Origin of the sequence: Cytobacillus firmus DS1 (assembly GCF_000565285.1) — a bacterium.
In the GTDB taxonomy this organism is placed as follows: Bacteria; Bacillota; Bacilli; order Bacillales; family Cytobacillaceae; genus Cytobacillus; species Cytobacillus firmus_A.
Genome location: NZ_APVL01000011.1, coordinates 41,064 through 66,634, shown reverse-complemented (window position 1 = coordinate 66,634; position 25,571 = coordinate 41,064). Strand labels below are relative to the sequence as shown.

The following is a 25,571-nucleotide window of genomic DNA, read 5'->3' as shown; positions in this document are numbered from 1 at the left end:
ATAAAATCTAAACATTTCTCTGTTAAGCATAACGTTACTTGAACTATTTATTTAAAAATTTCGCAAATCGTAATGATAAGTGTTGCAAAAAATTCAAAAAGTAGGTAAATTATTAATTGTCAGTTAATTGGCAAGGTCGTCATCAATCAACTACATAGGGAGTCAACCAAAACTACCTCTGAACAAAAAGAAGGAGAGGACAAAAGCATGAAGAAATTATCTTTCTTGCTTTCAGCAGCTGCACTGACACTAATGCTGGGAGCATGCTCAAACGAAGAAGCTTCTAAAGGGGAAGAAAAGGAAGAGGCAGCAGCTGAAACCACAGAGTCTGCTGATGAATCCAAAGAAGTGCGCTCGGCTCTGCTGAACTATCAGGGAGAAGTGACAAAAGTAATCCGTAACACAGATGCCAGCTTAACTGCTGAAGGTCAGGATCCGGCTGAAGCAGCTGCAGCATTCGAAAAGGATGCGAAAGCCGTGTCTGTACCGGAGGAATTAACAGACTACACTAAGGATATTGAAGCTGCGGTTGATAGCTTATCCCAATACTATGTTAAAAAAGCCGAGCTTGTAAAAGCAGGATCTGAAGATATGGCGGAAGCAGAGCCATTTAAAGAGGAATATATCAATTCCATGACTAAAGTGTTTGAAGAGGTGGAATTATCTCCTCCTGCTTTTAAAAGTGTTTTTCAATAATATGTAAAAAAACAGCCCGCTTATAGATTGGGCTGTTTTCTTTATTAAGGGACATCATGCCCCAGTGAGGTTTGATAAATCTCAAACCACTGATCCCGGTTTAGTTTATAAGATAATGCACGGACAGCACGTTCAATTCTTTCGATCCTGCCGGACCCGGTAATTGGCATGATTCGGGCAGGATGGTTTAAGAGCCATGCAAATAACACCTCATCAATATCCTTCGCCCCGATTTCTTCTGCGACTTTAAGCAGTGCAGTTCTAAGGCGTGCAGGTTTTTCATCGGTACTGCTGAAGATTTTTCCGCCGGCCAAGGGGGACCATGCCATCGGAGCAATTCTTTTTTCCATGCACAGATTTAATGTGCCATCCTCGAAATTCTCCAGATGAAAGGCAGACAGCTCAATTTGATTGGTAATCAGGTCCATTTCAAGGCAGGACTGAAGCATCGTGAACTGATGGCTTTTAAAATTCGAAACCCCAAAATGCCTTACCTTGCCGGCGGTCTTTAATGCCGAAAATGCATCAGCAACTTCTTCAGGATCCATAAAAGGATCAGGACGATGAATGAGCAGGGTATCTATGTAATCTGTTCTCAAATTTTGCAATGATTTCTCAACAGAAGCAATAATATGTTTTTTTCCGGTATTGTAATGATGGGATTTATGCTCAGGCCGGTTTGGTGACTCGAGGACAATCCCGCATTTCGTAACAATTTCCATTCTTTCACGGAGCTCCGGCTTTTTCTCCAGCGCCCTTCCAAACAGGCTTTCACATGTATAGCTTCCATAAATATCAGCGTGATCAAATGTCGTTATGCCCAGCTCAAAACATTGCTCTATTAATGTGATTAACTCTTTATCTGAAAATTTCCAGTCAGCAAGTCTCCAAAGTCCATGGACGACTCTTGAAAACGACAGATCTTCTGCCATCTGCACTCTATCCAAACTTATCATCTCCCCGTTTTTAGTATAGTTATTATCTCTGAAAATCTTAAGAATACCAAGCTAAACGATTGCAAAACGACATAAAAACAGAGGCAACTGTTATGTCACCTCCGTGTTATACGCATATTTTCTGCAGCGGTTCAACCATTTGCTCATGCAGTATCATAATTTTTGATGTGTACGAACAATGTTCCCGGTAAGCGGTTTGAAGTTCCTTATAAAAGTTGATTAATTCTTCAACACCGGAAATCAATTCTTCATCAAAAATGCCAGAACGGCTTAGCAGGATATTCTCATATTTCTCAACGAGTTTTTTAGTTTTTTTAATTAATTTCCAGGCATCTTTCATACGAAAGGCATCATTCAAATTGGAGTAAAATTCCCCCAGGTCTTTTTGGAATATATATTTAATTTCCTGACTGAGCCTTTCAACAGGAGGGAGTTCAGCTTCCTGAAAAATAAATTGCTGCACCATAATTAAATCGGTCTTTACCAAATGCTCTTCAAATGACTCATAAATCCGCAGTGTATTATAAGAATCATACATGGGATGATGAGGTTTTCCGATAAAAGATAGTTCATAGAAGGACAATGCTTTTTCAACAGAAGCTGCTGTACGGGAAGCTCTTTTTGTAAAAACAGCCTGAAAATCAACATATCTTTTACTGATTTTTTCAATAGTAGCCTGAGGAAGATTATGTCGCAAAGCATCAGCTTTGAGTCTTAAGATATCACTGGACGACCAGGAGAAGAATCTGGCTTTTTTAACTCCGCCGATCCAAAAGAGAAAATCCTTAAATACCTCAGGAAAATCATCCGCTTTCTCTAAGTCGGAGTCAGAGATCCCGGTCAATTCTTTACAGAAAGTACTTAATGGTGAGTTCTGCTGCGGACGAATGTGCCTGTCAAATCCAGTGACCAGGCCAGATTCAACATCCACTTTTACGGCACCAAGACGAATGGCCTCCATATCTTCAAACAGCATGCCAGTTTTGCTGCACAGCATTTCAAAATCAAAGAAAATCAGCTGCTTTAGCTCAGCCATATGCGTTCACCCTTTCTGTATCCAGCTACCCAACAAGACATTATAAAGAATAACAGGTAAAAAAGGAAGGAACAGAATTATCCATCAAACAGTTGAGATATTAAAGAACTTTTTTCACGGCTCAATAGCAAATCGGTTTACGATTTCTATTGAAACGTTTACACTAAAGGTGTACATAGTTGATAGCCTCGTATTTCAGCGATGCTGTTAAAAAATTTTTGAACCTGAAAGGATGGATGAACGTGGGTATTTCTTTATCGAAAGGACAAAAAATTGATTTAACAAAGACGAATCCCGGATTGTCTAATGTAATAGTAGGACTTGGCTGGGATACAAATAAATATGATGGCGGCTTGGATTTTGACCTTGATGCCAGTGTTTTCTTATTAGATTCCAATGGCAAATGTGCATCAGATAAAGATTTTATTTTCTACAACCAGCTCGAAGGCGGCAATGGCTCAGTCGTACATACAGGAGATAACAGAACAGGGGAGGGAGATGGCGATGACGAGCAAGTCAAAGTTAACCTTAGCGCTGTTCCTTCCTCCATTGAGAAGATTTCTTTCGTTATTACAATCCATGATGGTGAAGGACGCGGCCAAAATTTTGGTCAGGTTTCCAATGCATTTGTACGAATCGTCAATGAAGAAACAAATGAAGAATTAATCCGCTACGATCTGGGCGAAGATTTCTCTATTGAAACTGCCATTGTTGTAGGTGAATTATACCGTCATAATGGAGAATGGAAATTCTCTGCTGTCGGTTCAGGCTACCAGGGCGGACTTGCCCGCATTGCAACAGACTTCGGCTTGCAGGTAGGTTAAGTTCTATTTTTGCCAGGCAGAGCAGCAGCTTTTCCTGGCTTTCTCTTTAGGAAAAACCTGCACACAGGTGATCTGTCATAAAAAATGGATTTGTTTTATGAAGGAGTGAGTATCTTGGGTATTCAATTATCAAAAGGTCAAAGAATTGATCTTACTAAAACAAATCCCGGTCTGACTAAAGCCATAATCGGCCTGGGCTGGGACACAAACAAATATAGCGGCGGACATGACTTCGACCTTGACGCATCAGCATTTCTGGCTGATGAGAACAGTAAATGTGCTAATGATCATGATTTTATTTTCTACAATAATCTTCAGCATCCAAGCGGGGCAGTTATTCACACAGGAGACAACCGTACAGGTGAAGGGGACGGTGATGATGAGCAGCTTGTTGTTGATTTTACTAAAATACCTTCACACGTCCATCGAATTGGCATAACGGTTACGATTCATGATGCAGAATTAAGGCAGCAAAATTTCGGCCAGGTTTCCAATGCATTCGTAAGATTAGTGGATGAATCCAATAATCAGGAGCTGCTTCGCTTTGATCTTGGAGAAGATTTCTCAATTGAAACAGCCGTAGTTTTCTGTGAGTTATACCGTCATGGGAACGACTGGAAATTCAATGCCATTGGCAGCGGATTCTCAGGTGGTTTGGCAGCTCTTTGCCGAAACTACGGACTGCAGGTTTAATTTTTATCGCAGTCTAACGGGCAGTAAGACCCCCACTTCAAGACTCAGAGGAATCAAAGGAGGATAAGCAGGGGTCAAACTGCCCGTAAAGGCCCAATTGGTGAGATACAGTGAAACTTGCCGACGCTCAGGCAGAGGCTTAGTTGAACCAATCGGGTTCGTAGTGTCGATTGATCGAAGCGCTAGCGGAGATCTTAGCGACACTAGAACGCGACTAACAATCAGTGGGGGATAAGGAAATCCCCACTGATTGAAATTTCACTTTATCGCAGTCTAACGGGCAGTAAGACCCCCACTTCAAGACTCAGAGGAATCAAAGGAGGATAAGCGGGGGTCAAACTGCCCGTAAAGGCCCGATTGGTTCAACTAACAATCAGTGGGGGATAAGGAAATCCCCACTGATTGAAGTTTCACTTTATCTCAGGCACCCGGCTTGTATCGGGTGCCTTTTTTAGTGCCATCCCGCGTCTAATTCTATTGGCTAATTATCCCATACTTGAAAAAAAGGCAAGTGGGAACAATAGATTTGAGAAAAACCTTGAGAGGAAGGGATGCAGTATGTCACTAGAATGGTTTGACAGGGTAAGCGGTGAGTTACAGGACCATCTTGAATCCATTTGCAGCAAATATGATCAGATTGGCCATATGTCGGTTGACCGGGGTGCCAAGCATCCCAGAATGGAATTTTTCATTGAAACCGATGATAATGACCGAGAGTACTTTTGCACACTTTTCTTTGATCCGCATAATGAAGAATTCTATGTAGAAGACTTTGACTTCGAACTTGGCCATACATCTAAAACAATGCTTTTTGATATTGAAGACATCATCGATACCGTCCACGAAAGCCTTCATGACTACATGAATGGCGCAGATGATGATGAATTCGACTTTGAAGAAAATGATGAAATTTATGCATCAGAAGACGAAGATTTTATCATCGCCGATGAATATGACTTCGGCGGCGAGGGAGATATCTTTGAAGAAGTAGATGTAGAGTGGGAAACTCCTGAAGTGACCGCCTTTTTCAAGGAAGATGAAGTGGAGGTATCCTATCAGTTTGGAGTGGTCCAGGAAACAGGTGATGGCGTCCTGCGCAGGGTGAATCGCATTTGGACAGATGACGAGGAAATGATCAAGGATGAAGATCACTTTATCTTCAGTAAAGAAGAGGCAAGCACGATCATTGCTATGATTGCAAGCCACATGGATTCACTGGGAGGGCATGAAGCAGATTATCTGTAATTTTTAAAAGCATTAGAAAGTGGCTATCAAGAATTCTTGAAGCCACTTGTTTTTTTGAGAGTAATGCGAAATGCAAGCATCCGTCCATCCATAAGCAGCACCGACACAATCCCCAGTATTATAGAAAACTCTCTAATTATGACTTATTTTTCAGTTAGTACTATTCAGGCTTGCCACACCCATAAACTAACTTAAAAGCAAGTGAAAAGAGGTGCTTTATGGGAATTCACATCGTTCAGGCAGGCGATAGTCTTTGGAGCATTTCACAAAAGTTTAATATTCCGATCCTGACTATAATAACAGCAAATGGGCTTGAAAATGGACCTGGCATTATCCCTGGTTTAGCTCTATATATTCCGGAAGATGGACCAGTTATCAGAGCTTATCTAGTTAAACAGGGAGACACACTATGGACCATTTCCCAGCGTTTTCAGACATCCATTAGTAGCATTCTGTCAGCAAACCCGGGGATCAGGCCAGAAGGGCTGTATATCGGCCAGAAATTAAACATCCCATCAGCACGTAAATTAGTTATGAGGACGCTGGGTTTTATAGTCCCGTATGCTCCTGAATCCTTTTTACCTGCTTTCAGAGAAACCGCAAGACATTTAACCTACATTGCCATATCCTCCTACTCGATGACAAAGGAAGGGTATGCCTATATAGAGCTTGATGATACAGCCATATTGGCAGAAAGCAGGCGTTTGAATGTCATTCCGCTGCTTATGATCCGAAACCTTGCAGAAGGGGATTTTAATGCTGAATTAATTGGAGGGGTACTTGAAAGACCAATCTATAGAAGGAACTTAATCTTAAGCCTGATGAATTTTGTCACTCAAAAAGAATATGGAGGCATCAGTCTGGATTTTGAATTTATCCCGCCGCAAAGGCGCCAGGATTTCAATTCTTTCATTAAAGAATTAAAAAATGCCTTAGGGCCAAAAATTCTTCATGTTAATGTACATGCTAAAACGGAAGATATCCCAACAAACCGGATAATAGGGGCATATGATTATAAAGCCATTGGAGAAGGAGCAGATATTGTTGCAGTCATGACAATGGATTACGGTTATCCCACAGGTCCTCCCAATCCCATCGCTCCACTATGGTGGGTCGAGGAGGTTATTAAATATTCGATCACCCAGATTGACCCGGCAAAACTGCAAATCGCCTTGCCGTTATATGGCTATGACTGGCGAACATCGGATAATCGAACCCGCTCATTATCCATGCAAGCCATTCAAAATTTAGCATTAAGCAGAGGAGCAATAATTCAATACGATGGATATGCAGCATCCCCATGGTTCAGGTACTGGAATGGAGCAGAAGAACATGTGGTCTGGTTCGAAGATATCCGGAGCATAACTGAAAAATATAAATTAATTGACCAGTATAATCTATTAGGGATGACATACTGGCAATTGAGCTTGCGTTTTCCGCAAAACTGGGCATTTGTGGAGAGAAATCTTACAATTCTATAGCCTATTTCTAAAGTATTTCCTTCATTTCCTCTTCGAAATAAAACATTTTCGGATTTTCTTTAATTGTATATGTGTATTTCTTCATTTTCGCCACATAGCATGTTTTGTTGATTGTCACTTTTTCTCCTGTATCAACCAGAATCACAACATCATTTTGATCAAATTTATTTCTGCGCTTCATACTGATCCCTCTTTCGTTAATTCGATTAGGTGTTATTTATTCATTATCTCATACTTCGGGAGAATTAACCTTAGATATAAATCATTTTTTGTTTTGCATATTGGCAGGTAAATGATATATTAGTCTAATTGAATATTTTAGTGAACAAAGGACGTTAAAAATGACATCAACACTTGGACTTTTAAGGGCTTGGCAAAAAGCCATCCAGGCAGAGATTTTACACTTAAAGAAATACGGGAGCTCCCGCTGCTTAATACATAATGGGCGTCTGCTTTCAAAATCAGATGCCTATATGTATTTTTTCGATACACCTTCAGCCATTAAAATACCCACTGGTTCATCCATAAAAATAGACTGGGGAAGTAAGAGGGTGGAAGGAAGGATCCTTTCTTCGGAAGGAAATAATGTCATTCTGGCATTAAAAGAGGATATTGGCAGCGATTTATCGGAGGCCTATTTGCTTCATGACCCATGGGAACTATTGGACCAGCTTTTTCAGCGCTTAGAGGACATAAAAGACAGCAAAAGAAAGAGGGCCAGAATAAAAAAATTGATGGATCCTTCCATGCCTCCCAAGCACCCTGCTGATAAAGTAAAGAGCGGTACCCATGAACTGATATTGCGTTCTAAATTTAATCCAGTCACATATGTCTGGGGACCGCCAGGCACGGGAAAAACCTACACACTTGCACGTGTGGCCGCCAATAAATATTTTAAAGGGCAAAATGTCCTCATTCTGGCACACTCCAATCAGGCAATAGATGTCCTTATGGCAGAGATTTCTGCCTTTGCATCATGCAAAAGAACAATCGCTGATGGTGATCTGCTTCGTTACGGATCACGAATCGGTCCGGCATTAATCAATCATCCTTCATTGACCGCCGAATTTCTTTTAAATAAGGAGCATTCTAATCTCTCTGAGCAAAAATCAGCTCTAATGGAGGACCGCCGCCTGCTTAAACAGGATTTATCACGATCGTTCAGCCGAAGAGATTCCGATCAGCTGATTGAGCTTGAAAAAAAGCTGTCCGGAGTGTTTGAAAAAATCAGGCAAAAGGAAATAGAGTTTGTAAAAAACGCTTCGATTATTGGAACAACACTTGCAAAAGCTGCAAGTGACCCGGCAATTTATGAGAAAAATTTTGATTTGGTCATCATCGATGAAGCCAGCATGGCTTATGTTCCCCAGGCTGCCTTTGCTGCTTCGCTTGGAAAAAGGGTGATCATTTGCGGGGATTTTAAACAGCTTCCTCCTATTGCTGCCTCAAAGCATAAGCTGTCGGAAAAATGGCTGAGGGAGGATATCTTTCACCACTCTGGCGTGTCTGATGCAGTCAAGGATGGACACTTGCATCCGCACCTTTTTCTATTAAAAGAACAGCGCCGTATGCACCCGGACATATCCGCTTTTTCCAATAAACATATTTATCATTCACTTGTAGGTGACCATCCCGATGTAATGGCCGCCAGAGCCCCTATTGCAGCGTGCACACCTTTTCCCGGCAATGCCTCAATCCTGATCAATACAAATGGATCAGGTGATTATGGCATAAAAGATGGCAGCTCGAATTCAAGACTTAATTTTTGGAATCTATTACTTGGATTTCAGCTGATACATGAAGCTTACATAGGAGGATGCCGGTCGATAGGATATGTCACTCCTTATCGCGCACAATCGTTATTAATGGAACAGCTTCTCTGCGAGATATATGAAGAGGAACGAGCTTCAGCTGATATTATTGCTGCGACCGTTCACCGTTTTCAGGGAAGTGAACGGGAAGTCATGATTTTTGATTCTGCCGATGCCGAGCCCCACGACAGAGCTGGAATGCTGCTGACTGGGAAAGATAGCGAAAGGCTTTTGAATGTTGCCATAACAAGAACCATGGGAAAATTCATACATATTTGCGATCTGCAATTTATACAAAACAAGGTATTTAGAAACAAAACATGGCGGAAGCTGGCAGATCATCAAGCGCGCAATGGACAGGCCATTCATCCTGATCAGATTGGCAGATGGATTAAAAATCAGCATCCGCGCCTTCAATGGATGCATGCAAGAAAATTGGAGAAAGTGTTTGAGGATATTTCTAAAGCGAAAAAAGAGATTATTGTTTCCCTTCCTGATGGCCGGGGTTTGGGGAAAGAGTGGGGGCAGGCACTTTCCAACAGGCCTTCAAAAGCGAACCTGATCCTGCTTGCAGAGCATTCTGTCCCATCCGTTTCTCCAGATAAGATATCGCCAATATGCCTCCCGTTCCCGTTCCTCTTAATTGACGGAAACATATTGTGGCTGGGCATGCCGGCGGAGTCCCATAAAAACGCCTTGCCGCCATATGTAGCAGCCAGGCTCCGGTCAGCTGCTGCAGGCTCATATTTTACATCATTAATAAAATAAAAAGACGCCCCAGAGAGGCGTCTTTTTCTACGTATTGCGGCGACTCGACTGCACTCCACATAGTGCATTGCCAAGAATGGCTTGTCTGTCGTCTTATGCAATTAGCTCATCGCTTAATCAATATAGCATGATTCCAAAAAGAAAACAAGCCTTTTTTGTGGGCAGCCCCTAATGTTGAAGTTGAAACTTTTTATGCAGTTTGTTCGTTTAATATATAATAAGGGGAAATAATAAGGGAACTTAAAAGAAATAGCGAAGGAGTCACCATGGAAAAATTTCAGCGATTCAAAGAAGCTTTTGCAGGATTTTGGCGCAAAAAGCACCTGACACAAATTCTGCTGCTTTTATCATTAACTATATTACTTTTAACCATTCTCTTTTTTGCGTTTCTGGCAGCTACAGCTAACGTGGAGACTTTAAAAGAGGGATTAAGGCAGTCAACTGTTATTTACGATAAAGACGGTGATCCTGCTGCAAGTCTTGCGGAAAATAGAGCAGAGGGTGCAAATATTGAAGAATTGCCTGAACATGTGGGCAATGCCGTTATCGCGATTGAAGATGAACGCTTTTATAAGCATAACGGCTTTGATATAAAAGGGATTGCCAGAGCCTTCTTTGGCAACTTATTTGCAGGGAGCATAACCGGCGGAGGAAGTACAATTACTCAGCAGCTCGCCAAAAATGCTTTACTTTCACCTGAACAGACCTACAAGCGAAAAGCTGAAGAACTGTTCCTGGCAGTTGAAATCGAAAAAAATTATAAAAAAGATGAAATCCTGCAAATGTATTTAAATCAGGTTTACTTCGGAAGCGGCTCATGGGGAATCGAACAGGCATCAAATAAGTATTTCAGCAAAACACCAAAGCAATTGAGCATCAGCGAAAGTGCATTGCTTGCAGGATTGCTTCAATCGCCTTCTGCCCTCGATCCATACAATCATTACGAACGGGCAATCAAAAGAAGGAATGTTGTCCTTGGGAAGATGAAAGAGCACAAGATGATTTCAGCAGAAGAATATGAGAACGCTGTAAATGAAAAGATTCACTTACAGGAAGGAACCCGAAGCAAGAAGGAAAGGAAATACCCTTACTATGTTGATGCCGTACTTGATGAAGCAATAAATACGTACGGATTAACACAGGAAGAGATATTTACAAGAGGATATAAAATATACACAGAAATGGATCAAAATCTGCAATCAAGCCTGGAAAATGTTTATCAAAAAGACTCAATCTTCCCGGCTGGCATGAATGGAGAAATCGTTCAAAGTGGAGCTGTCCTTCTTGATCCTGCGACAGGGGGAGTCAGAGGCCTTGTCGGCGGCAGAGGTGAACATGTTTTCAGAGGATTCAACAGGGCCACACACATCAAAGCCCAGCCTGGATCAACACTAAAGCCTTTAGCCGTTTATACACCTGCTCTTGAAGAGGGATACTCACCAACATCGATGCTGAAGGATGAACCCGTAACATACGGAGATTACACACCGGCTAATGCTTCAGGACAATATGAAGGCGAGGTGTCCATGTATAAAGCTGTGGAAGACTCGATCAATGTCCCAGCCGTATGGCTGCTTAATGAAATTGGACTGGATAAAGGGCTGGATGCTCTGGAGCGGTTCGGCATCCCACTCGAAAAAGAAGATGAATATCTCGGAATTGCCTTAGGCGGGATGAGAAAGGGAATTTCACCTTTAAAGCTCGCCGAAGCATATGCAGCTTTCCCTAATGGCGGGAAGCGTAATGATGCCCACTTAATTACGAAAATCGTGGGGCCGACCGGAAGCATCATTGCGGAGCGCGACAAAAAAACAGTTAAAGTTACGACGAAAACCGTATCTAATCAAATGACTTCCATGCTATTAAATGTAGTTGAAACCGGCACAGGGAGCGCTACGAAAATAGAAGGAGTCCAAATTGCCGGGAAAACAGGTTCGACACAGCTCCCATATAAAGACATTAACGGAACAAAGGATCAATGGTTTGTAGGCTATACACCGAATTTGGTTGGCGCTGTCTGGCTGGGTTATGACCAGACTGACAGGGAACATTATCTGTCAAAAAGCAGTTCTGAAACAGCAGTCCCTGTTTTCAGATCAATAATGGAATCAAGCCTGCCATACATGCAGGAAGGGGAATTTACTACTAAATCGGTAAATGAAAAGCTCGAGAAAAAGGAATTAACAGAAGAAATTGGACAAACCATTAAAGAACAAGCTGAAAAATTCGAAGGCAAACTGAGAGAGGATCTTCCAATCTGGAAGGAAAAATTGAGAGAAGGAAAGCAGGAGCTTGAGGATTTCGGCAGATTCCTGAAAGACAAATGGGAACAATACAGCAATTAGCGTAAAACAGAGAATGGCTTACATAGCTGTTCTCTTTTTTTGCTTCAGGAAACTTTATACTGGAATAATTCAGCAAAACAGTGTAACCTAAATATTTATAGCACCCACTAACAAAACGACAGCATTCGCTATCATGATGCTAGCTCTTAGATATTAATAGCCAGGAGGATTACAATGAGTGGAGAAATCCGTATTCAGCTTAATGTCCGCATATCAAAAGAAACTTCAAATAAGCTTGATGAAATTGTTGATTATTATCAGGAAAACACAAAACTCGGCAGGATTTATAAAGGCGATGTTTTAACAGATATTATTGAAAAATCATATGAAGTAATGAATAAGCAAAAAAATCTCAATAAGAAATTTTAAATTTTGACTGGAGGGGAATTACATGAGGGATGTTAAACTGACCGATATCTTTCAGCATCGGATCGCACAAAAATATATAACACGCTCCGGCATCGCTCATGCTATTGCAGTTGCTTATCATGCATTCCAGATTGCCAAAGAAATGGAAGAAGATGTTGATTCAGCAGCCAAAGCAGGCTTTATGCATGACATTGGCCATTATACCTGGTACAAAAATGGAAAGTGGGATTACGACCTATACAGGCAGAATGACATCCATGCCATTAAAGGTGCTGAGCGGGCACATAAACTGCTGATAAGACTTGGCGAGAACCCGATCAAAGCAAAAGAAATTGCCTTGGCTATCCTTTTTCACACGGATTCATTTCTGCCTGGCGGTGAAGTTGTCAGAACTCCGCTGCAATCCCTGGTCAAATTGGCAGATGAAAAAGATGAAGAACCGGGTGGAGCCCATCACTATCGTGAACTTGATTTTGAGCGGGCTATGAAAAGCCTTGAAATACTCGATAATAAGATTGATCATTATCTTGAAAAAAAAGAAGAATAACCTAAATATCTGTCATGTTATGCGCTTCCCCAGGAAATTCAGTTTTTATTTTTTGAAGGGAAGCGCCTGTTTCATGAAGAATAATAAATCATGGCGATGATCAGATGATCAAATTATTATGTGCAGGGATGGTGTTGCTGCAGTGAGGGCAAGGACTCGAAGACAACAGTCATTTAATGTGGAAGAAATCAAATTTAGATTAACAACTGTATTTCTGCATCTATCATTTTACGCAATGATTATATTTATTTTAATATTATTTTTGGAGTTATTTGGTTAACGTACATAAGAAAAGCGCAGGGCGCCCGTCTATCGGTGACAAGCATAAGACGAGCCGGCTGAAAGGTTGTTCCTTAACCTTTTGGACGGATTGGCTTAGACCCGAGAGCCGATGGCGCCCTGAGCTAGACAGTTATCGGTGTTCAAAATTTTATACTTTCTTATTTTGTAAAAAAATCCGGGTAAAGCCACTGCTCTCCCGGGATCTTTCCCTAGGATCTTGGCAAAATGCCTTTTTCAGTTAAATACTCTTCCACTTCTGTAAACTCTTTTACTGGAACAAACCTTATGCCCTTTTCCCGAAGAAGGTCCTGAAGCCCATTTTTGGCAAAGGTGATATCAGCATGCTCTGCAGGGTGGGAATCCGGTTCACTGTCCCCGATAAAAAACACAGTTTCATATTCCTTCTTTAAGTCCTGAATGACCTTTGATTTATCAATGCCATATTGTTCATGATAATGCTGATGATTCTTATCAATATTCATATGGACATTCTTCTCATGGTAGTATCCTTCATTCGAAAAAACCTGAACACCTTTAACCCCAAACTTTTTTAAGATGTGATGGATATAATAGTCTGTGCCGGCACTTAAAATATAAAAATCTCCGCCATTCTGCTGAATCTTTTCAATAAAATCAGGTACATATTCATCTATTTCAATTGAATAAATATCGCTGATAATTCGTTCTTCATCCTGATTGATGGAAGTGAAGACTTTATTCAAGAAGTCGATATCCCTAATCTCACCAGCCTTCCATTTGGGCATCAGGCTGCGCCCCTCCGGAAAATATTTATCCATCATAATCAAATAAAAGTCCCTTTTTGAAATAGTTCCGTCAAAATCTGAAACAAAAGCCCATTTTTTCATTCTAAAAACCTCCAATAAGACATTTCTGCATTTTATGATGCTATGCTATCTTAACTTTACCCTTTGTTTTTTATATTCAATCAGGGAAAAAACTTCTTTTGATTTTATTCCTGATGAGATTAATGGTATTATTAATTTGATTTTTACATAAGGAGATGATTAGTATGGCAGAAAAAGGATACATATTAATGAAAAACGGTGAAAAGGTTGAATTTGAACTATATCCTGAAGCAGCACCAGGGACAGTTGAAAATTTCAAAAAGCTTGCTAATGAAGGCTTTTATAATGGCTTGAATTTCCATCGTGTAATCCCTGGGTTTGTAAGTCAGGGAGGGTGCCCGAACGGAACAGGAACTGGTGGTCCAGGGTACACAATCAAATGTGAAACAGAAGGAAACCCACATAAGCATGTAGAAGGATCTCTTTCTATGGCTCACGCAGGCCGCGATACAGGCGGAAGCCAGTTCTTTATCGTTCATGAGCCACAGCCTCACCTAAACGGTGTTCACACTGTTTTTGGAAAAGTTACTTCCGGAATGGAAGCAGTTAAAGCGATGAGAAACGGCGATGTTATGGAGAAAGTTGAAATTCTTGAAGGATAATCCGTTCAGTAAAAAGAGCCTTAAAGGGCTCTTTTTTGTTTTGTTAACCTGACGTTTTAGGTAAAATGAACAGTAGCTTGCCAAAATCGAAAGGATGGTTATATGGAGCCAATTAAAGACCACTTGAAAAAAAATCTTGATTTGCTTTTTGTCGGCTTCAACCCAAGCATTCGGTCAGGAGAGACAGGCCATCACTTTGCAAACCCAAACAACCGCTTTTGGAAAATTCTTCATGAATCAGGCTTAACTCCCCGTAAATACGCCGCAGCGGAAGACTATAAAATATTGGAATTGGGATATGGAATGACAAATATTGTGGCAAGACCCACTAAAGCAGCTGATGAAATAACGAAGGAAGAATATAAAGAAGGAAGAGCAGAGCTGATGAAAAAAATAGCTGAATTCAAGCCAAAGGTCATTTGCTTTGTTGGAAAAGGCGTTTATCAGGAATACAGCCGCAAAAAAAAGCTTCCATGGGGAATACAGGAGGAATCAGTAATTCCCGGCACTATCGACTTTGTTGCTCCTTCATCTTCCGGGCTTGTCAGAATGAAAATCGATGAAATCATTCAAATCTATGCAGAGATTCCGAAGCTTTTAAAAACTCTGAGATAAACCAGTTTCATGAATGCTTTGATATAAGCATAATCCCAATTCATAGTCCAAATATCACAAATCATTCCTTTTTATTATCTTAATTCTATTAAATTTCGCTACCAACGGTACTGTTATTAAATATTCAGAATTGTTAAAATGTAGTTAACAGCAAGAACCAGCTTCAATTTAATCTCTTAAGGAGGGAAAGAAATGGAGCAATATGTTCGTGTAATTCCTTATAAGGTGATTCAGCAGGAAGAAAATGTTAAGGAAGTTCCAAAGGGCGTGGAATTGATTCAGGCGCCAAAGGTTTGGAGCGAAACAAAAGGAAAAGGAATCAAAATTGCTGTTTTGGACACCGGCTGCGACATTAGCCATCCTGATCTGAAGGACCGTGTAACGGGCGGAAGGAACTTTACAGACGATGATAACAGCGATCCAAATAGTTTCAAGGACTATAATGGCCACGGAACACATGTGGCAGGGACTATTGCTGCATATGAAAATAATGCTGGTGTTATTGGGGTAGCTCCTGAAGCTGAACTCCTTATTGTAAAGGTCTTAAATAAAGATGGTTCCGGACAATACGAATGGATTATCAAGGGCATCCATTATGCCATCGAACAAAATGCAGATATTATCTCCATGTCGCTTGGCGGACCAGCTGATGTTCCTGAACTTCATGATGCGATTAAAGCCGCTGTAAATAAGAATATCCTTGTAGTATGCGCAGCAGGTAATGAAGGGGATGGGGACGACTCAACCGACGAGTTTGCTTATCCAGGCTGCTATAATGAAGTGATTAGTGTAGGGGCTATTAACCTCGAAAGGGATTCTTCCGATTTTACAAACTCTCATAATGAAATAGACTTAGTGGCGCCTGGGGAAGGGATATTATCTACCTTTCTGAACGGAAAGTATGCAACCCTCAGCGGTACTTCAATGGCTGCTCCGCATGTTTCCGGAGCTCTGGCCCTGATCAAGGATTTTGCAAACAGGCAATTTGAAAGAAAACTTTCAGAACCTGAGCTTTATGCCCAATTAATCAGAAGGACGGTTCCGCTTGGCAATTCTCCCAAACTTGAAGGAAACGGGCTTGTTTATTTAACCGTTCCAGATCATTTAGCCGGAATCTTCGACCAGGAGCTCAAATCGACTGTTCTTAATGCCATATGATTAAAGTGAATAGTATAGCAGCGGCATGGGCAGAGGCTCAGTCAAAGTATATTGAAAGTGTCCAGAATGAACCCTATTATAACACTGAGGAAGATATCATAAATCAAAAGGATTACTATGGAACCCTTGATTTTGAAAAAGAAGATCTCCCGGAAGAGGTTCATGATCTGCTGGTTCGTACTCATAACCGGCAATTGGATTACTCACCTCACCAATATGTATATCCATGGGTGGATCTGCAGGAAAACCTCAAGCTTAAAAGCTTATATTCCGGGAAAGGCGTCGATCCTCTTAAAGCCATTGACCAGGATCTCAAGCTCCTTCAGACGATTCATGAAGGCGGCTTTTACAGCAATGAAAGAGTTATATTTAATACCGAGCATGTCGTCCCGCAATCATGGTTTGATGGAAGACAGCCAATGAAAGGGGACCTCCATCATCTTTTTGCCTGTGAGCCGGCATGCAATAGTATGAGAAGCAACTTCCCCTACTATGAATTTGAAGCCTATGTCCCGGAAATAGAGGTGGCGGGCGTCAGGAATGGATGCGGGATGGCAGAACAGGAGAAGTTTGAACCGGAATATGGAAAGGGGATTGCCGCAAGAGCTGTATTCTATTTTGCTGTCAGATATAAAAAAGCACTTATAATTGACGAAAAGATGGATATGCAGATTTTGCATAGTTGGCATGAAGAAAATCCCGTCACAATATATGAAAAGCATAGAAACGCTGCCATTCAAGCCCTCCAGGGGAACCGAAACCCGTTTATTGATTTTCCGGAGCATGCAAAGAAAATGCTGGAATAATACGAGAGCCCGCCTGAAACTCAGGCGGGATTGTTTTATAATATAAGATAAAAGGGAGCAATCATATGAAGCCATTTACAGAAAAAGTGATAAAAATCATTAAAAACATCCCAAGAGGAAAAGTCATGACATACGGACAAATCGCTAGGCTGGCCGGGAGCCCCCGGGGAGCAAGACAGGTGGTCCGGATTCTCCATACCCAAAGTGAAAAGCATCAGCTTCCCTGGCATCGGGTTGTGAATGGGAAAGGGGAAATTGGGTTTAAAGATGAAGATTTGTATGACATTCAGAGAGAACTATTAGAAAATGAAGGAATTCAATTTAATATAAATAAACGACTTGATTTGCAGGTATTTGCCCATGAAACTTCACAGCCAATATAAAGAAGCGTGCATCCAATTGGAAGGTACGCTTCTTTATAATCATATGTGCCTATTTTGTCTTTGATGCATATTCCTCAATCATCTCAATTGTTACATACTTTCTTGCAGGTATAATTCCCTGTTTAGAAAGTTCATTGATTTCACCAGTTACTTCGTTTATCTTATCCGCAGAAAATGGAAGTCCCCGCCTGCATAGATCCAATGCTTGCTCAATATAGTATTCTCTCTGCTGCTCCAGGGCAGCAAATTTCGTTATAATCTTATTCTGCTTTCCTACATGTTCTGATATTGCTTTATGTACACTCATTCTTTCCACCCCTTATAAAATTCACCTGTTTTTATCATACCATTTTCTAATAGCTTGTTAAGAATAAATATTCTTATTAGCATAATATTTATTTAGATTATAAATAGGAAATAATAGCCAGTCCTCATAACTTTTTAAGTGGAGAATAAAATAGTTACGTAAATTAAAAATTGATTCTTTTTCCTCATTATGGAAATAAAGGGAACTCACCTTTCTAAGAAGAAATGGTAATGAAACAAATTGGAAGGTGGCTTATTACATATGAAAAAGAGTGTAAAAATGTATATCAGTTTAATGCTGATATTTATGCTGGCACTTGTTCCTTTTGCCCAGCCCGAATCTCCTCATGTCCAGGCAACAGAAGAAGGAAGCGAACTAGTTCAGCAGCTGAACCAAATGCTTAATAATGATCCTATCCTAAAGGGAGGACTTGCAGGAGTCAGTATACGCAATGCAGAAACAGGCGAGCTTGTATATGACCATATTGGGGATGTACGTTTAAGGCCGGCATCTAATATGAAGCTCCTTACGGCAGCTGCCGCTCTTGAAACACTGGGTGAAAATTATCAGTTCACCACAGAACTTCTTCACACAGGCTCAATAAAGGGAAAGACATTGCAGGGTGACTTGATCTTAAAAGGGAAAGGAGACCCAACTCTGTTAAAGGAAGATTTTGATGCATTTGCCGCTAAAGTGAAGGAAGCAGGCATCAAGGTGATTCATGGCAGCCTGATCGGTGATGACACCTGGTATGATGATGTGCGCTATTCAACTGATCTGTCATGGAGCGACGAATCCTGGTATTATGGCGGACAAGTCTCAGCACTTACTGCGTCCCCGAATGAGGATTATGATGCGGGCACAGTCATCGTAGAAGTATATCCCGCGGAAAAAGCCGGGCAGGTACCGGTTGTAAAAATGGTGCCGGAAACAGACTACATAAAAATCGTTAATAATGCCAAAACCGTTGCTAAAGGTGAAAAGAAGGTTATCCATATTGAAAGGGATCACGGCACGAACACCGTTACAATAGAAGGAGAAATTCCAGTTGAAGGAAGCCGTTCAAGGGAATGGATCGCTGTATGGGAGCCGACTGGCTATGCATTGGATTTATTAAAGCGTTCTCTCGCTGAACAAGGCATTACATTGAAAGGGAAGACAAAAGCAGGCACTGCCCCTGAAGGAGCAAAGCTGTTTGCTGAGCATAAATCCATGCCTATTAAAGAGCTGCTTATTCCATTTATGAAATTAAGCAATAATGGCCATGCAGAAACATTAATCAAGGAAATGGGCAAGGTTGTCAAAGGGGAAGGCAGCTGGGAAAAAGGTCTGGAAGTATTAGTAGAACAGGTAAAAGCTTTTGGAATGAATGAGGAAACTCTCGTTCTTCGGGACGGTTCCGGGATTTCACATGTAAACTTAATTCCGGCCAATGAGATCTCCAAACTGCTTTTTGGAATCCAGGACGAAGATTGGTTCTCCTCTTATTTGAACTCCTTGCCAATTGCCGGGGATACAGACCGGATGGTGGGAGGAACTCTTAGAAATCGCATGAAAAACTCCAATGCAGCCGGGAACGTCAAAGCAAAAACAGGTTCAATTTCGACAGTCAGTTCGTTATCAGGTTATGTAAAGACAGCCAGCGGGGAAGAGCTCATCTTTTCAATTGTATTGAACAACTTAACCGATGGCGGTGAAGGTAAAGTCATTGAAGATCGAATTGCCACGCTGCTAGCCGATCAATAACGGAAAAGAAAAAGGGCAGGATACCGCTTCGACGGTATACCTGCCTTTTTCCGCGTTATTCTGCTTTTGCTGCCTGTATTTGAAGGTCGATTTTTACTTTATCGCCCACAAGGACTCCGCCAGTTTCAAGTGCTGAATTCCAGGTTAAGCCATAATCGCTTCGTTTGATAGCCCCGGCAGCAGTAAAGCCGACTTTTTCATTGCCCCATGGATCTTTGCCTGATCCTTCATATGTGACAGTAAAGGTTTCTGTTTTTGTTACTCCATGAATCGTAAGGTCGCCTGTTACATCATATTCATCGCCATCCTTGCTTACAATGCCTGTTGAAGTAAATGTCATTTTCGGATGGTTTTCAACATCAAAGAAGTCTGCGGAACGCAGGTGATTATCACGATCTTCATTTCGTGTATCCACACTTGAAAGTGCAACATTGAATGTAATATCAGCTGTTGTTAAATCTGCAGGATCTGCTGTAATTTCGGCATCAAAGCTATTAAAGCTGCCTTTCACGTTCGCGATCATCATATGCTTGATAGAAAAATCCACACTGCTGTGTGCTGGATCCACTGCCCATTTAGTTTTAGCCATTTTTTTCTCCTCCAATAGTTCGAATTCATTTGTCTTGAATTCAAGATATTTTAATTATAAACAAATTATATGCCGGTTTAAGTTTTATGTCAATGATATTTTTTGAAAAGATGGTAAAATGAAGATTACTTAAATTTTCAACATCATACATAACATAAGTCATAATGATTACATCGCGTATGGGCGATGTTTAAAGGGGAACGGATCATGAATCAGCTTGAACAGATATACAATAATGCTGAAGAGCATACAAAAATAAAAATCCTGGAGGATGCCGACCGTTATCTGGGCAGCCAGGAATCGATGCCCTCCTATAAGGAATATATTTCTGAGAGATTTCATTATATCGATCAAATCTGGGTAAATGTGTGGCTGAATAAAATCACCGCCAAAATATCCAAGCAGGAAAAAAAGAAGTATTTAAGTGAGAAGGGGTACGATACTGAAAATGTTGACAGGAAAATAATCAATCACCTGTTCCGGACTGAGATGAGGGATTATCAGCCCTTTAACAGTTTGGACTGGCTCAATGACCTATTTGAAAGCAATAATGATGCTTGGGCTAATCGCTATGAGAAGGCAAGGGCAAATTATCTTCAGAAAGCAGAAGAGGAGCAGCTCCAGCGTAAAAAGTATACAATCCGCGAAGAAATCGAAAAGATAATAAATGAAATTATTGAAAGAGATTATAGCCTTCTTTATCTTCATGTCAGACATATGGCTTCAAAGCAGGTGGTTTCGGATTTAAAAAATAAGACAAGGTATCAAAAGCTGGATACCTTCGCTCTTGAAGAAAAGCTTGAGGAAACAGGAGAATTCCACGCCGATGATTATAATTTAATGGGAGATTTCTTTGAGGAACTGACAGGAAATATCCATAAAGCAATTTATTGGGGCAAGGGCTATTTCGAATATGAAACTTATTACTATGTTTATAAAAACCATATTTCTGGATTTCTTTCCGATACTCTGCAAGCACTCATCCTGCAGAACCTTCCGCAGCATCTATTCGAGGAATATGAAGATGCATATGATAAACCGCTGACCGGAAAGTCTGTAAAGAAGCTGATTGCCCATACTCTTCAAAATCTTAATGATAGCTTTTTCGAGACCATTCAGGAGGAATATGTTGAAGATTTGGTCAAGCTTGCGGATATCCCATTTGATCCTGAAGTCCATCAAAAACAACTGGAGAAGGACATTGAAGACAGGGAAAGAAAAATAGCAGAAGAACTGGCTGAGCAGCAGCGGAAGAAAGAGGAAGAAGAACGTATGCTCGAATTTATTTTCGGGCAGGAATACAGTCCTTCAGTGGAACGGGCCAGGAAATATGTACTTCATATCGGAGAAACCAATACCGGGAAAACCCATCATGCCCTTGAAGGTATGAAATCAGCAAACAGCGGTCTGTATCTGGCGCCTTTGAGGCTTTTGGCACTTGAAGTATATGATAAATTGAACCGCGATGGTGTACCATGTTCTTTAAAAACCGGTGAAGAAGAGAAGACAGTTGCCGGTTCACAGCATCTTTCCAGCACGGTAGAAATGTTCTATGAAAAGGATTTTTACGACGTCATTGTGATCGATGAATCTCAGATGATTACGGATAAAGACAGAGGCTTTTCCTGGTATAAAGCCATTACCAAGGCAAATGCCAATGAAGTCCATATTATTGGAAGCCGCAGTGCTAAAAGCATGATGCTGCAGCTCCTTGGCGACGCAGATATTGAACTGAATGAATACAGCCGGGATATTCCTCTTGAAGTGGAAGCAAAGGAATTTAAATTCAGTCATGTCCGAAAAGGCGATGCACTAATCTGTTTTTCAAGAAAGAGAGTGCTTGAAACGGCCTCAAGACTTCAGCAGGAAGGGCTCTCAGTAAGCATGATATATGGAGCTATGCCTCCAGAAACCAGAAAAAAACAAGTCCAGCGTTTTATAAATGGTGAAACTTCAGTCATTGTTTCCACTGATGCCATTGGGATGGGACTTAACCTGCCTATCCGAAGAATTGTGTTTTTGGAAAATGATAAATTTGACGGGATGAAAAGAAGGACCCTTACTTCTCAAGAAGTGAAGCAAATCGCCGGGAGAGCAGGGCGAAAAGGACTTTACAATATTGGGAAGGTTGCTTTTACAAAAGATATCAAAAGAATGAAAGCCCTGCTTGAAATGGAAGATGCACCGGTACACAGCTTTGCCATAGCCCCAACCAATACAGTATTTGAAAGGTTTCAAAGGTATTACCGCGATCTCGGGTCATTCTTTGAACTTTGGGATAAATTTGAGAGCCCAAGAGGAACCAAAAAAGCAGCATTAACAGAGGAGAGAGATCTTTATGAAAGGATACGGGGCACAGAAATTGAAGCCAAGCTCGGCCTAATGGACCTGTATGGCTTTCTCCACCTTCCTTTCTCCAAAAAAGAAAATGATCTTGTACGCCAATGGGAAGAAACGATGTATGCCATTATTTACGGGGAGGAGCTGCCGGAACCCCGAATCAAGAACCGGAATTTGGAAGAGCTGGAGCTGACCTATAAAGCAATCGGCCTTCATCTCCTGTTCCTGTATCGTCTTGAACAGAGAACCGAAGCGTTATACTGGGAACGATTAAGAGAAGAAATCAGTGACCATGTTCACGAAAGATTAAAGACCGATATTAAAGAGCTCTCAAGAAAGTGCAGAAAATGCGGCAAAAAACTGCCTTGGGAACACGAATATCAAATCTGTGATGAATGTCATTCTTCACGATCCAGGAGGAGATATAATTATTATAGAAGGTAAATGAATGGATGTTATTCGGCTTCATATAAGCATAAGAGAAGGCTATTCAGGGGCTGCAAAGGCCAGGAACGCATCTGCCTTTCAGTACTTTCCAAAGAATCCAAGAAGCTTGAGTTGAAATTGTCAGTGTGTGCGGATCGGCAGGAGTGGTTGTCCATTTCGGAAACCCAATCAGCAGCAAGAATCCGCCTGCAGGATATCAAATAATGACATCAGAAGAAATTGAACTTCTTAATCATAGATGGAATGCTGCAATAAACGAAAAAGCCTGCTGTTAAACAGCAGGCTTTACTCATGTCCATTAAGGCTTTAAAACTACCTTGATGCAATCGTCTTCATGTCCATTGAAAATTTTATAGCCATGGCTTGCCTCTTCCAGTTTAATCTTATGGGTAATAATGTCTTTCGGCTCAAATTCTTTTCTAACAATTTTCTCATAGAGCATTGGCATAAATGGGATGACAGGTGCCTGCCCCATCTTAAGTGTAATGTTTCTGGAGAAGAAGGCACCTAGAGGGAACATATTATAGTTTGCTCCATAGACTCCGGTTACCTGGACTGTTCCTGTTTTTCTTACTGCCTTTGTCGCAATCTGAATGGGTCCCAGGGTGCCGCCTTGCAGTTTTAATTTTTGCTCAATAAACTCAAGGGGCGACTTTTTTCCGTCCATCCCTACACAATCGATGACAACGTCAGCGCCTCCATGAGTAATTTCCTTTAGATGCTCTCCCATATCTGGATATTTCGTGAACTCACAGACTTCCACTTTGTTTGCTGCTTTTGCATGATTGATCCGATAATCCAGGTAATCAACTGCAATAACACGCTCTGCGCCTTCCATCCATGCAAATTTCTGCGCCATTAATCCAACGGGGCCACAGCCAAGGACAATAACCGTATCTCCCTTTTTAACACCTGCGTTCACAACACTCCAATAAGCGGTCGGAAGTACATCCGACAAAAATAATAGTGACTCATCTTCCAATTCACAGGATTCCGGAACCAGAAACGGCGTATAATTGCCAAAAGGGACTTTTAAGTATTCGGCCTGTCCGCCAGGGTGATTTCCGAATTTTTCTGTGTATCCAAAGTATCCCCCTGAATCATAATGCGGATTGGAATTATCACATTGGCTGGTTTGATCCTGCTGGCAATAAACGCACTGGCCACAGGATACATTGAAAGGAATGACAACTCTATCCCCTTTTTTTACTTTTGTTACATCTGGACCTGTTTCTTCCACAATGCCCATTGGCTCATGACCAATAATATACCCCTCTGGAAGAGGCATATTTCCCTGGTATAAGTGCAAGTCGGAACCGCAGATCGCTGTGGAGGTAATTTTAACGATAATATCATCTTTCTTTTCAAGCTTGGGATCATCCACATTTGTAACCGCTACACGATTAGGCCCCTGATAGGTTACCGCCTTCATATTCAACACTCCACTAAATTAGATTTTTAGCAGTAAAAATATCATTTAAACGAAAAAGAACATTTGATTTGATATACTTTTTAAAGATCAAGATTCATTATAAACTAAGAGGCAATAATATAAGTTTCGCTCATCTGCATTATATTATTCGCTTTACATTTTAAATGGCGGAAGAATTAAGTTTTGAAAGAGGGGATACACCTTGAAAATAAGCATTTTAGATCAGGCACCCATTTCATCGGGATATTCACCCAAAGAAGCACTGGAAGCTTCTGTTCAGCTCGCACAATCAGCAGAGAAGCTGGGCTTCACAAGATATTGGATTGCTGAACATCATCATTTATCCGGCTTTGCCAGTTCTGCTCCTGAAATCATGTTGAGTTATATCGGTGCAAAAACAAAAAGAATACGGATTGGTGCAGGTGCCATATTGCTGCCATATTATAAGCCATACAAAATTGCGGAATTGTTCAATATGCTTGCTACCTTGTTTCCTGGAAGAGTGGACCTGGGAATCGGAAGAGCACCAGGTGGATCAGCAGAAGCGTCCATGGCACTCTCAGATAATTTCTTGGAAGGTGTCCGCAAAATGCCTGAAATGGTGATGGAGCTTCTTCAATTTTTAAATAATGACTTTTCTGAGGATCACATGTTTGCAAAAATATCAGCTTCTCCTTTGCCTGAAATCAGCCCGGAACCCTGGTTATTGGGGACAAGCAGGAAAAGTGCTTTAATGGCTGCTGAATCTGGAACTGCTTATGCATTTGGCCAATTTATGAGTGAAAAAGATGGGGAAGACATCATAAAACAATATAGGAAGAGTTTCATTGCACGGGGAACTTTACAGAAACCAAAAGTTATTTTGACAATCTCAGCAATATGTGCTGAGACAACACAGAAAGCTGAAGAGCTGGCACTCAGCAGTATGCTTTGGAAGATAAAAGCAGAAAACAATGAGGGCAATGAGGGGATTCCTTCAATTGAAGAAGCAAAGAACTATTTTCGCAGGCTGGATGTAGAGCCATTTAACAATAGAAACCGCGATATTATAGGAAGCCCTAAAGAAGTTGCCGAGCAGCTGATGGACATGAAGCACCGGTACCAAGCAGATGAGATCATGATTGTTACCCTTGTTCATCAATATGAGGACCGTTTGCGTTCATATGAGCTGATCTCCAAAGAATTGATCAAGTAAAAATTAAAATTAATGAATCTCGCCCTGTTCAT

At 41.1% G+C, this 25,571-nt stretch carries 24 protein-coding genes and 1 pseudogene; 18 read left to right on the top strand and 7 right to left on the bottom strand.

Annotation, left to right across the window (positions count from 1 at the left end; translation table 11 throughout):
• Nucleotides 1–207: 207 nt before the first annotated feature.
• Nucleotides 208–696, top strand: coding sequence for a hypothetical protein (locus PBF_RS15285; protein ID WP_035330806.1), 489 nt, complete (start codon nt 208–210; stop codon nt 694–696).
• A 44-nt stretch (nt 697–740) separates the two neighbouring features.
• On the opposite strand, the gene PBF_RS15280 is transcribed toward PBF_RS15285, so the two are convergent.
• Complete coding sequence (locus PBF_RS15280; protein WP_035330805.1) at nt 741–1,643, bottom strand: aldo/keto reductase; 903 nt, start codon at nt 1,641–1,643, stop codon at nt 741–743.
• A 115-nt stretch (nt 1,644–1,758) separates the two neighbouring features.
• Nucleotides 1,759–2,688 carry a 3'-5' exonuclease gene (locus PBF_RS15275; protein ID WP_035330804.1) on the bottom strand — a complete coding sequence of 310 codons (930 nt, stop codon included), beginning with the start codon at nt 2,686–2,688 and terminating at the stop codon, nt 1,759–1,761.
• A 242-nt stretch (nt 2,689–2,930) separates the two neighbouring features.
• On the opposite strand from PBF_RS15275, the gene PBF_RS15270 reads away from it, so the two are divergent.
• From PBF_RS15270 to PBF_RS15255, 4 genes are all read left to right on the top strand, one after another.
• Complete coding sequence (locus PBF_RS15270) at nt 2,931–3,512, top strand: TerD family protein (protein ID WP_035330932.1); 582 nt, start codon at nt 2,931–2,933, stop codon at nt 3,510–3,512.
• Nucleotides 3,513–3,626: 114 nt separating this feature from the next.
• Complete coding sequence (locus PBF_RS15265; RefSeq protein WP_035330803.1) at nt 3,627–4,205, top strand: TerD family protein; 579 nt, start codon at nt 3,627–3,629, stop codon at nt 4,203–4,205.
• A gap of 558 nt (nt 4,206–4,763) precedes the next feature.
• Nucleotides 4,764–5,450, top strand: a complete 687-nt coding sequence (locus tag PBF_RS15260) for a hypothetical protein (RefSeq protein ID WP_035330802.1) — start codon at nt 4,764–4,766, stop codon at nt 5,448–5,450.
• A gap of 218 nt (nt 5,451–5,668) precedes the next feature.
• Nucleotides 5,669–6,931: a glycoside hydrolase family 18 protein gene (locus PBF_RS15255; RefSeq protein ID WP_035330801.1), complete on the top strand. Its 1,263-nt coding sequence runs from the start codon at nt 5,669–5,671 to the stop codon at nt 6,929–6,931.
• A 7-nt stretch (nt 6,932–6,938) separates the two neighbouring features.
• Here PBF_RS15255 and PBF_RS26510 read toward each other — a convergent pair whose 3' ends face one another.
• Nucleotides 6,939–7,112: a hypothetical protein gene (locus PBF_RS26510; RefSeq protein ID WP_169799772.1), complete on the bottom strand. Its 174-nt coding sequence runs from the start codon at nt 7,110–7,112 to the stop codon at nt 6,939–6,941.
• A 160-nt stretch (nt 7,113–7,272) separates the two neighbouring features.
• Here PBF_RS26510 and PBF_RS15250 point away from each other — a divergent pair, with 160 nt between their 5' ends.
• The 4 genes from PBF_RS15250 (at nt 7,273) to PBF_RS15235 (ending at nt 12,771) form a co-directional block, all read left to right on the top strand.
• Entirely contained in the window at nt 7,273–9,510 is a 2,238-nt protein-coding gene (locus PBF_RS15250) for a DEAD/DEAH box helicase (protein WP_035330800.1), read from the top strand.
• A gap of 266 nt (nt 9,511–9,776) precedes the next feature.
• Nucleotides 9,777–11,855: a transglycosylase domain-containing protein gene (locus PBF_RS15245; RefSeq protein WP_035330799.1), complete on the top strand. Its 2,079-nt coding sequence runs from the start codon at nt 9,777–9,779 to the stop codon at nt 11,853–11,855.
• Between the two features lie 174 nt (nt 11,856–12,029).
• Entirely contained in the window at nt 12,030–12,224 is a 195-nt protein-coding gene (locus PBF_RS15240) for a hypothetical protein (RefSeq protein WP_035330798.1), read from the top strand.
• 22 nt (nt 12,225–12,246) lie between these two features.
• Entirely contained in the window at nt 12,247–12,771 is a 525-nt protein-coding gene (locus PBF_RS15235) for an HD domain-containing protein (protein WP_035330797.1), read from the top strand.
• A 491-nt stretch (nt 12,772–13,262) separates the two neighbouring features.
• On the opposite strand, the gene PBF_RS15230 is transcribed toward PBF_RS15235, so the two are convergent.
• On the bottom strand, nt 13,263–13,919 hold the full coding sequence (locus PBF_RS15230) for an MtnX-like HAD-IB family phosphatase (RefSeq protein ID WP_035330796.1): 657 nt from the start codon (nt 13,917–13,919) through the stop codon (nt 13,263–13,265).
• Nucleotides 13,920–14,083: 164 nt separating this feature from the next.
• On the opposite strand from PBF_RS15230, the gene PBF_RS15225 reads away from it, so the two are divergent.
• The 5 genes from PBF_RS15225 to PBF_RS15205 all read left to right on the top strand — a co-directional run bounded on the left by PBF_RS15225 (nt 14,084) and on the right by PBF_RS15205 (nt 17,483).
• Complete coding sequence (locus PBF_RS15225) at nt 14,084–14,521, top strand: peptidylprolyl isomerase (protein WP_035330795.1); 438 nt, start codon at nt 14,084–14,086, stop codon at nt 14,519–14,521.
• A gap of 102 nt (nt 14,522–14,623) precedes the next feature.
• Entirely contained in the window at nt 14,624–15,136 is a 513-nt protein-coding gene (locus PBF_RS15220) for a mismatch-specific DNA-glycosylase (RefSeq protein WP_035330794.1), read from the top strand.
• A gap of 192 nt (nt 15,137–15,328) precedes the next feature.
• On the top strand, nt 15,329–16,294 hold the full coding sequence (locus tag PBF_RS15215; protein WP_035330793.1) for a S8 family peptidase: 966 nt from the start codon (nt 15,329–15,331) through the stop codon (nt 16,292–16,294).
• Nucleotides 16,291–17,100: an endonuclease I family protein gene (locus PBF_RS15210; RefSeq protein WP_035330792.1), complete on the top strand. Its 810-nt coding sequence runs from the start codon at nt 16,291–16,293 to the stop codon at nt 17,098–17,100. The genes PBF_RS15215 and PBF_RS15210 overlap by 4 nt, the downstream gene beginning before the upstream one ends.
• A 65-nt stretch (nt 17,101–17,165) precedes the next feature.
• Entirely contained in the window at nt 17,166–17,483 is a 318-nt protein-coding gene (locus PBF_RS15205; RefSeq protein WP_035330791.1) for an MGMT family protein, read from the top strand.
• Between the two features lie 49 nt (nt 17,484–17,532).
• Here the strand turns inward: PBF_RS15205 and PBF_RS15200 are convergent, their stop codons facing one another.
• A complete protein-coding gene (locus PBF_RS15200) occupies nt 17,533–17,790 on the bottom strand; it encodes a YpbS family protein (protein WP_035330790.1) in 258 nt (85 codons plus the stop codon).
• A gap of 261 nt (nt 17,791–18,051) precedes the next feature.
• On the opposite strand from PBF_RS15200, the gene dacB reads away from it, so the two are divergent.
• Nucleotides 18,052–19,536, top strand: coding sequence for a D-alanyl-D-alanine carboxypeptidase/D-alanyl-D-alanine endopeptidase (gene dacB / locus PBF_RS15195; RefSeq protein ID WP_035330789.1), 1,485 nt, complete (start codon nt 18,052–18,054; stop codon nt 19,534–19,536).
• A 55-nt stretch (nt 19,537–19,591) separates the two neighbouring features.
• On the opposite strand, the gene PBF_RS15190 is transcribed toward dacB, so the two are convergent.
• Nucleotides 19,592–20,125, bottom strand: coding sequence for a YceI family protein (locus PBF_RS15190; RefSeq protein ID WP_035330788.1), 534 nt, complete (start codon nt 20,123–20,125; stop codon nt 19,592–19,594).
• A 207-nt stretch (nt 20,126–20,332) separates the two neighbouring features.
• Here PBF_RS15190 and PBF_RS15185 point away from each other — a divergent pair, with 207 nt between their 5' ends.
• Both PBF_RS15185 and PBF_RS26815 read left to right on the top strand, forming a co-directional pair.
• On the top strand, nt 20,333–22,909 hold the full coding sequence (locus PBF_RS15185; protein ID WP_035330787.1) for a DEAD/DEAH box helicase: 2,577 nt from the start codon (nt 20,333–20,335) through the stop codon (nt 22,907–22,909).
• 4 nt (nt 22,910–22,913) lie between these two features.
• Nucleotides 22,914–23,024 (top strand): annotated as a pseudogene (locus PBF_RS26815) (deoxyribonuclease IV); the annotation flags it as partial.
• A 186-nt stretch (nt 23,025–23,210) separates the two neighbouring features.
• Here PBF_RS26815 and PBF_RS15175 read toward each other — a convergent pair.
• Nucleotides 23,211–24,344, bottom strand: a complete 1,134-nt coding sequence (locus PBF_RS15175) for a zinc-dependent alcohol dehydrogenase (RefSeq protein WP_035330785.1) — start codon at nt 24,342–24,344, stop codon at nt 23,211–23,213.
• A 202-nt stretch (nt 24,345–24,546) separates the two neighbouring features.
• Here PBF_RS15175 and PBF_RS15170 point away from each other — a divergent pair, with 202 nt between their 5' ends.
• The gene (locus tag PBF_RS15170; RefSeq protein ID WP_035330784.1) at nt 24,547–25,539 is read left to right on the top strand and encodes an LLM class flavin-dependent oxidoreductase; all 993 of its coding nucleotides are present in this window, start codon (nt 24,547–24,549) and stop codon (nt 25,537–25,539) included.
• The last annotated feature ends 32 nt before the right edge of the window (nt 25,540–25,571 follow it).